This is a genomic window from Flavonifractor sp., from assembly GCF_019422385.1.
Lineage (GTDB): Bacteria > Bacillota > Clostridia > Oscillospirales > Oscillospiraceae > Flavonifractor > Flavonifractor avistercoris.
The window spans coordinates 20,845-27,777 of sequence record NZ_JAHZDL010000022.1; the positions used below are offsets into that span (position 1 = coordinate 20,845).

General features: G+C 68.6%; 6 protein-coding genes. All 6 read right to left on the reverse strand.

The window, feature by feature from the left end:
• Window positions 1–2,190, reverse strand: a complete 2,190-nt coding sequence (locus QZ378_RS04850; protein ID WP_291257493.1) for a penicillin-binding transpeptidase domain-containing protein — start codon at window positions 2,188–2,190, stop codon at window positions 1–3.
• A 58-nt stretch (window positions 2,191–2,248) separates the two neighbouring features.
• A complete protein-coding gene (locus tag QZ378_RS04855) occupies window positions 2,249–2,761 on the reverse strand; it encodes a rod shape-determining protein MreD (protein ID WP_087239865.1) in 513 nt (170 codons plus the stop codon).
• Window positions 2,762–2,843: 82 nt separating this feature from the next.
• Window positions 2,844–3,686: a rod shape-determining protein MreC gene (gene mreC, locus QZ378_RS04860; protein WP_291257494.1), complete on the reverse strand. Its 843-nt coding sequence runs from the start codon at window positions 3,684–3,686 to the stop codon at window positions 2,844–2,846.
• 10 nt (window positions 3,687–3,696) lie between these two features.
• Window positions 3,697–4,284: a nucleoside triphosphate pyrophosphatase gene (locus QZ378_RS04865; protein ID WP_191379799.1), complete on the reverse strand. Its 588-nt coding sequence runs from the start codon at window positions 4,282–4,284 to the stop codon at window positions 3,697–3,699.
• A 500-nt stretch (window positions 4,285–4,784) separates the two neighbouring features.
• The gene (dut, locus tag QZ378_RS04870; protein WP_291257495.1) at window positions 4,785–5,234 is read right to left on the reverse strand and encodes a dUTP diphosphatase; all 450 of its coding nucleotides are present in this window, start codon (window positions 5,232–5,234) and stop codon (window positions 4,785–4,787) included.
• A 5-nt stretch (window positions 5,235–5,239) separates the two neighbouring features.
• A partial coding sequence (locus QZ378_RS04875) for a DUF3656 domain-containing protein (RefSeq protein ID WP_291257496.1) occupies window positions 5,240–6,933 on the reverse strand: 1,694 nt, incomplete at its 5' end.

Below are 6,933 nucleotides of genomic sequence, written 5' to 3' on the forward strand. Positions count from 1 at the left end.
TCAGCGGAGCAGGGTGTTCTCGGCATCCACCGATTCCACCGTGTGCTCCGCGCTGAAATAGTAGTTGACGATCTCTCCGGCGGCCTGTGCCAGGTTGCCGCCGGAGGCGCCGCCCTCCACCACGATGGAGATGACGATCTCCGGGTCGTCGTAGGGGGCGAAAAGGGTGAAGATGGCGTTGGCCTCCCGCTCGGCGGAACCCACCTGGGCGGAGCCGGTCTTGGCGCCCACCTCCACCGCCAGATTGCTGAGGTACTGATCCACGGTGCTCTCCGGGTCGTTGGCCACGGCCCACATGCCCTGCTTGACGGCGTCCGCGTTGGCCGGATCCAGCTCCAGGCTGTTGCGCACCTCCCGCTCCTGCTCGTACACCGTCTCGGAGTAGTCGCTGGATTTGACGGTCTTGAGCAGGTGGGGCACCAGGTGGTCCCCTCCATTGAGGAGGGTGGCCATATAGTTGGCCAGCTGGAGGGGGGTGACCAGGGTGTTGCCCTGGCCGATGGCGGCGTTGAGCACCTCGCCGCCGTACCAGGTCTGGTTCAGGGCCTCGCTGGTGGCGGGGCCGGCCACCAGGCCGGCCGACTCGGACAGCTCAAACCCGGTGGCCTCCCCCAGGCCGAAGGCGGCGGCGTACTCGTCGATTTTGTCGATGCCCAGCCGGTGGCCCAGGGTGTAGAAGTAGATGTTGCAGGAGTCCCGCAGGGCCTCGGCCAGGTTCTCCCACCCGTGGGTGCCGCCGTACTGCCAGTAGATCCAGCACTGGGGGTGGGAGTCGCCGTAGGGGTAGTGCTCCTCCTCGGGCAGCTCCAGCCGCCCGGTGTCCTGGATCTCCTCGGTGGGGGTGACCAGCCCCTCCTCCAGGGCGGCGATGGCCACCAGGGGCTTGAAGGTGGAGCCGGGGGAGTACTGTCCATTGGTGGCCCGGTTGTTGAAGGGCTCCAGCGGGTCGTTAAGCACCTCGTTGTACAGGGCGGTGTCGCTGTAGATGGTGGCCAGGTCGTAGGTGGGGTAGGAGGCCATGGCCAGGATCTCCCCGTCCTCCACGCTCTCCACCACCACGGCGCCGCCCCGGGTGTCCTCGGAATCCAGGTTTTCGATGGTGTTGGCCAGGATCTCCTCCACCTTCTCCTGGAGGCGGAGATCCAGGGTGAGCATCACGTTGTCCCCGGGCTGGGGCTCGTCGGTCTCGCCGGTCTTGGAGCTGGTGTACCAGTACTCGCTGATCACCCGGCCGGAGGTGTCCAGCTCCTGCACCAGGGTGCCCGACTCCCCCCGCAGGTAGGACTCGAAGGCGCTCTCCGCCCCGTCGATGCCCACCTTGTCGTTCATGCTGTAGCCCAGCTCCCGGTAATAGTCCCAGGTGCTGTTCTGGATGGAGCCCACCCGGCCCAGCAGGTGGGCGGCGGCGCTGGTCTGGTACTCCCGGACGGTGGTGGCGTCCACGGACACGCCGGTGAGCCCCCGCTCCTTGATGGCGGAGATGACGTCGATGTCCACGTCCTGGGCGAAGATATACTCCTGCTGGTTGATCTCATAGGTGCGCAGGTTGACCTCGTAGAGCACGCCGATGAGGGCCCGGGCGTCCTCGTCAGACCAGGCGGGGTCGATCTCAAAATAATTGCGCAGGGCGGCAATGAGCTCCTCCGCCGTGGGCCCGGCGGGGATCTCGGTGAGATCCTTGGCCGCCTCGATGTCCCGGGTGTCGGGCAGGTTGAGGGACTCCTTCACCGTGCTCCCCAGGGGAAGGGCGTTGAGCAGGCGGCCCAGCCGGGTGAAGGCCACGCCGCCGCCCTCCAGCTCGTAGGCCAGGGGGGTGTCGGTGGTGTAGGTGAAGGGGGCGGTGGTGGAGATGGGCAGGCTGTCCGACCAGGACAGGCCGTTGTCCCGGCAGATGGTGATGAGCTCCATCAGGTTGGGGTTGCGCTGGGCCTCGTCCCCCATGAGCCGGGTGTTCAGGGTGATGCGGTACACCGCCCGGTTGGTCACCAGCTCCCGGCCGTACCGGTCCAGCAGCTCCCCCCGGGCGCCCTCCACGGTGACCCGGTTGTCGATTTTCACCACCGACATGGCCCGGTAGTCCTCCACGTGGACGATCTGCAGATTGTAGAGCACGCCGACGAATACCGCCAGTATCACAGCCAGCACCGCCGCCACGGCCAGAGTGCGCCGGTTGAATTGCTTTCCCTCCATGGGACCTCCTTTTTATTCTATGAGCAATGGATGCCTCTGAAGCCGATGGGCCGCGGCCCTACAGCACGGTTTTCTTGGGTACCCGGCGGAACACCCACAGGAACAGGGCGTACACCGGGAAAACGAATACCATAGACCACAGAATCTCCCGCCCGGCCACGCTGAGCATGGCGGGCAGGCCGGCCTGGCCGGTGAGCAGCCGGGCGGCGATGCGCCCGGCGTCGATGAAGGCCAGGGCCGCCAGGGAGCACAGCAGGCAGCCCAGCAGGTTCTGCCGCAGCACATACTGGGCCAGGGCGCCGGCCCCCACGCCGATGAGGCAGACCACCACGGTCATGGCCCCGTCGGCGTTGAAGTACACCGCGTCGCACAGCATGCCCACAAACAGGCCGAAGCCCGCCCCGGCGGTGGCCCCCTCCAGCACCGCCACGCACACGGCGGCCAGGGGGAGGAGCATAGGGATCACCCCCAGCACGGGGATGCGGTTGAGGATGTAGACCTCGCAGAACCACACGGGCAGCAGGGCCAGGGCGTACACGCCCCACTTGATGAGAAAATCCTGCCGGGTCACCGGCTCACCTCCCTTGCCGTCCCGCCCGGCGGGCAGGCCCGCCCCGGCGCAGGACGCCGATTCTCAACGCTCAGCCGCAGGCTCACTCCACCACCTCGAAGTCCTTGATGACAAAGACCTGCTGGAGACCGGCCAGGTCGGTCTCCGGGATGAGCACGGCATAGCGGGTCATGCCCGAGGGGTCGGTGCGCACCTCCTCCACGTGGCCGGCGGCCAGGCCGGGGGGATACACGCCGCCCCGGCCGGAGGTGGTGATCAGATCCCCGGACATGAGCTCGCTGTTCTCCGGCAGATAGGTCAGCTTCAGCTTGCCCTCCCCCATGAGGGCAAAATCCCCCTCCAGGATGGCGGCGCCGCCGGTGCGGGCGATCTGCCCGCCCATCTCGGTGCCCACATCCACCAGGGTGCGCACCGTGGCCCAGTTCTCGCCCACCTCGGCCACCACGCCCACCAGGTTCCAGTACTGATCCACCACCACGTCGTCCACGGCAACGCCCATGGAGCTGCCCTTGCTGATGGTGAGGGTGGAGTTCCAGTTGGAGGTGGAGCGCTCGGTGACGGTGGCGGACTCCGGGTCGAAGCTCAGGCTGCTGGGCCGCAGGCCCGCGAAGTCCCGCAGCCGCTCGTTCTCCTGGAGGGCGGCCTCGTACTGCCGCTCCTTGGCCTCCAGCTCGGCCACCCGCTGGAGGGCCTGCTCCAGCTGCTCCTTCATCTGCTCCAGCTCAAAGGTGTCGTTGTACTTCTCCTCCGCCCAGCCGGCCACGGCGCTGATGCCGCTGCGGACGGGGGTGGTGACGATGTTCACCAGGTTGGCCAGGGGATTGGCCCCGCCGCCCAGCAGGGCGGACACCACCGCCGTCACCAGGGCCAGCAGGATGGCGGCAATGAGGATCAAGACCCCGTTGTTTCGGAAAAAGTCCTTCACGTTCTACCTCTTATTTCTGTCCCGCCAGGGCCAGGCAGTCCACGCCCAGCTCCCTCAGCAGGCCGCCCAGGCGGCACACCGGCAGGCCCATCACGTTGTAGTAGTCCCCCCGGATGCCCTCCACCAGCAGGGCGCCGTAGCCCTGGATGCCGTAGGCCCCGGCCTTGTCCATGGGCTCCCCGGTGCGGACGTAGGCGGCAATCTCCTCCGCCGTCAGGGGGCGGAAGGTGACGGCGGTCTCCTCGCTGACGGTGCGCACGTCTGCCCCGCAGGCCACCGTGAGGCCGGTGAACACCTGGTGGGTGCGCCCCGACAGGGCGGAGAGCATCCGCGCCGCGTCGCTCTCGTCGGCGGGCTTGCCCAGCACCGCCCCGTCCAGGGCCACCACTGTGTCGGCGGCGATGACGACGGCGCCGGGCCCGGCCTGGGCCGCCACCGCCCCGGCCTTCTCGGCGGAGATGGCCGCCACCAGCTCCCCCGGCGGCAGCTCCCGCTCCATGTGCTCGTCAATGTCGGGGGTGATGATGCGGAAGGGGAGCCCCATGCGCTCCAGAAGCTCCCGCCGCCGGGGCGACTGGGAGGCCAGAATGATGTCCATGTCTATCTTCCTTTCTCAGTGGGCCGCGGGGACACGGCAGCGATTACCACCGGCCCGTAGGGGCGGATATCATCCGCCCGTTTTCCCCCGCAACTGCTGGCCCCGTGGGGCGCGACGACTCGGCGCGCCATCTACCTGCCGGGGTGCCCCCGGGGACGCGCCTGCGCGGCGGGCGCCCCCATTTCTTCCCGAAGAAATAGGGAGAAAGAAGGGCCAGGGGGCTTCGCCCACCCTGGACCCCCCAGTGCGGGGGTTCATGGCGGCGGTGGGCTGTGTACGGCCTGCAAAGACCGGGTCGGCATTGCCGCCCGCTCTCCTGGCCGTTTCGTTACAGGCGCTGCCGCGCCCTGGGTGGCACGCATCGGGATTACCCCGCAGGCCCTGATGGCGGCAGCGCTGTACCGGCCTGGCCCGCCGGGCCGCCGTCGGTGCCATGCCCCTGAATTGCCGGGGCGGTTACGGCGGCGCAGGGCCGCCATATATGGCGGCCGCCGGGGTGGTTACCGCCCGGTGGAGCCGAACCCGCCGGAGCCCCGGCCGGTGTCGTCCAGCACCTCCACCCGCTCCAGCGCGGCCTGCACCACGGGCACCACGGCCAGCTGGGCCACCCGGTCTCCGGGCATGACGGTGTAGGGGGTGTCGGACAGGTTGGTGAGCCCCACCCGGATCTCCCCCCGGTAGTCGCTGTCGATGACCCCCACGCCGTTGGAGAGGGAGATGCCGTGCTTGATGCCCAGCCCCGACCGGGCGAATACCAGGGCCACGTACGCGGGGGAGGGGAGAGCGATGGCGATGCCGGTGGGGATGCTCACCAGGGCCCGGGGGGTGATCTCCACCGGCTCGTCCACACAGGCGCACAGATCCATGGCGGCGGAGCCGGGGGTGGCGTAGAAGGGGGCGGGGATCTCTTTCCCGATCTTGTCGGATACGGCCTTATATTTCAGAATCAAGGGTTTCACTCCACATCTCGGTAGTATAGTCCCCGGGTGTACTCGTTGGGGGCCCAGGAGCCCTGCTCCAGGTACCGCTGGGCCACCTGGACACACTCCCGGGGATTCTCGGTGGTGAACAGGAGCCGCTGGGCCCACAGGCCCAGCCGCCGGTAGTCGGCGGCCTTGTCGGCCAGGAACAGCTTCTGGGAGTTGAGCAGCTCATTGCGGCAGCCGGGGGCGCTCACCACGGGGAACCGGGCGCCCTTCCGGTCGGTGAGTATGTTGGTATTCTGGCAGCTGCAGGAGCCGGTGCGGTTTTTGATGATGCAGTTCTCCATGATCATCAGGGGCAGCCGGCCGTAGGTGATGAGCTCGGTGTCGATGCCCTTGGAGATGTCCCGGATCTGGGGAAATTTCAGCTCAAAGGACAGTGTGGCGGACTGGAGCCCCAGGTGGCGGTACTCCTTGAGGGCCTGGGAGTTGTAGATCTCCAGGCCGAAGTCCCCCCGGAGGGTGAAGCCCAGCTCCCGGGCAATGGGGAACATACCCAGGTTGCCCACCAGGGCGTCCCTCACCCCCAGGGCGCGGAGCTGCTCCAGCTTCTCCCGCAGGGCGGGGAACTCCCGATCCCAGGCGATCCGGGGGAGGATCACCCCGACGGCGGTGTCCGCCGTACCGGCGGCCAGCTCCGGGTGGGCCGCCAGCTCGTCCAGGGGGATGTAGACCATGGCGGGCTTGAGGGCCAGCAGCTCCCCCGTCACCTGCTCGGCCTTCCGCACCGAGATGGTGAGGACGGGGGGCTCCCGCCGGTTCTCGTACCGGGCGCCGGCGTGGTATTCGCCGCTGCGGCGGCGGGGGGGCGTCCCCCGCTGGCGGGTCAGGCCGTCCAGGGCCTCCCGCCGCAGGGCGTTGAGGGAGGCCAGGGGGAGGGACAGGTTGTCCTCCACCAGGGCCCGCACCTTTTCGCAGCGGTAGGGGGTGCCGCCGGTGCGGGAGAGCTGGGTGGACACCGCCTCCTCCGTCAGGGGGCGGGTGCGGGCGGCCTCGGGCACGGCCCCCTCCACGGTGACCACCCGGCCGTCGGGATCCTCCACCCCCACCCGGGCGGGCTCGCCGGGGCGGAGCATGGCGTAGAAGGTGACGGGTACCCGTTGTGCCTCCCCGCTCTGGTAGGTGTTGCGAGCCGCGGCAAAGAGCTCCTTCGGCTCCTTTGTCTCCTCCCGCACGCCGAACATGTCCGGGCCCTGCTGGTCCAGGTAGTAGCCCTGGGTGAAGCCCTGGCGGGAGAAGGCGGCGCGGAGCTGCTCCAGCTCCTCCGCCGTGGGCTCCCGGTCCTCTTTGATGGCCCGGGCATAGATGCCGGTGACCACGGCCACGTACTCGGGCCGCTTCATGCGCCCCTCGATCTTGACGCAGGCCACCCCCATCTTGCGCAGCTGGCGCAGGTGCCCCGCCAGGGACAGATCCTTGAGGGAGAGGGGGTAGGAATCCGCCCTGTCCATCCAGCCGTATTTCAGGCGGCAGGGCTGGGCGCACAATCCCCGGTTGCCGCTTCGCCCGCCGATGACGGAGGAGAGGAAGCACTGGCCGGAGTAGCACATGCACAAAGCCCCGTGGGCGAAGACCTCGATCTCGATGGGGGAGCGCTGGCAGATGTATTCGATCTGATCCCGGCTCAGCTCCCGGGAGAGCACCGCCCGGGTGAGGCCCAGGTCGG

What these genes read in the sequence shown, in the direction of transcription:
- QZ378_RS04850 (WP_291257493.1), bottom strand. Translation starts at nt 2,190, where the DNA reads ATGGAGGGAAAGCAATTCAACCGGCGCACTCTGGCCGTGGCGGCGGTG.
- QZ378_RS04865 (WP_191379799.1), bottom strand. Translation starts at nt 4,284, where the DNA reads ATGGACATCATTCTGGCCTCCCAGTCGCCCCGGCGGCGGGAGCTTCTG.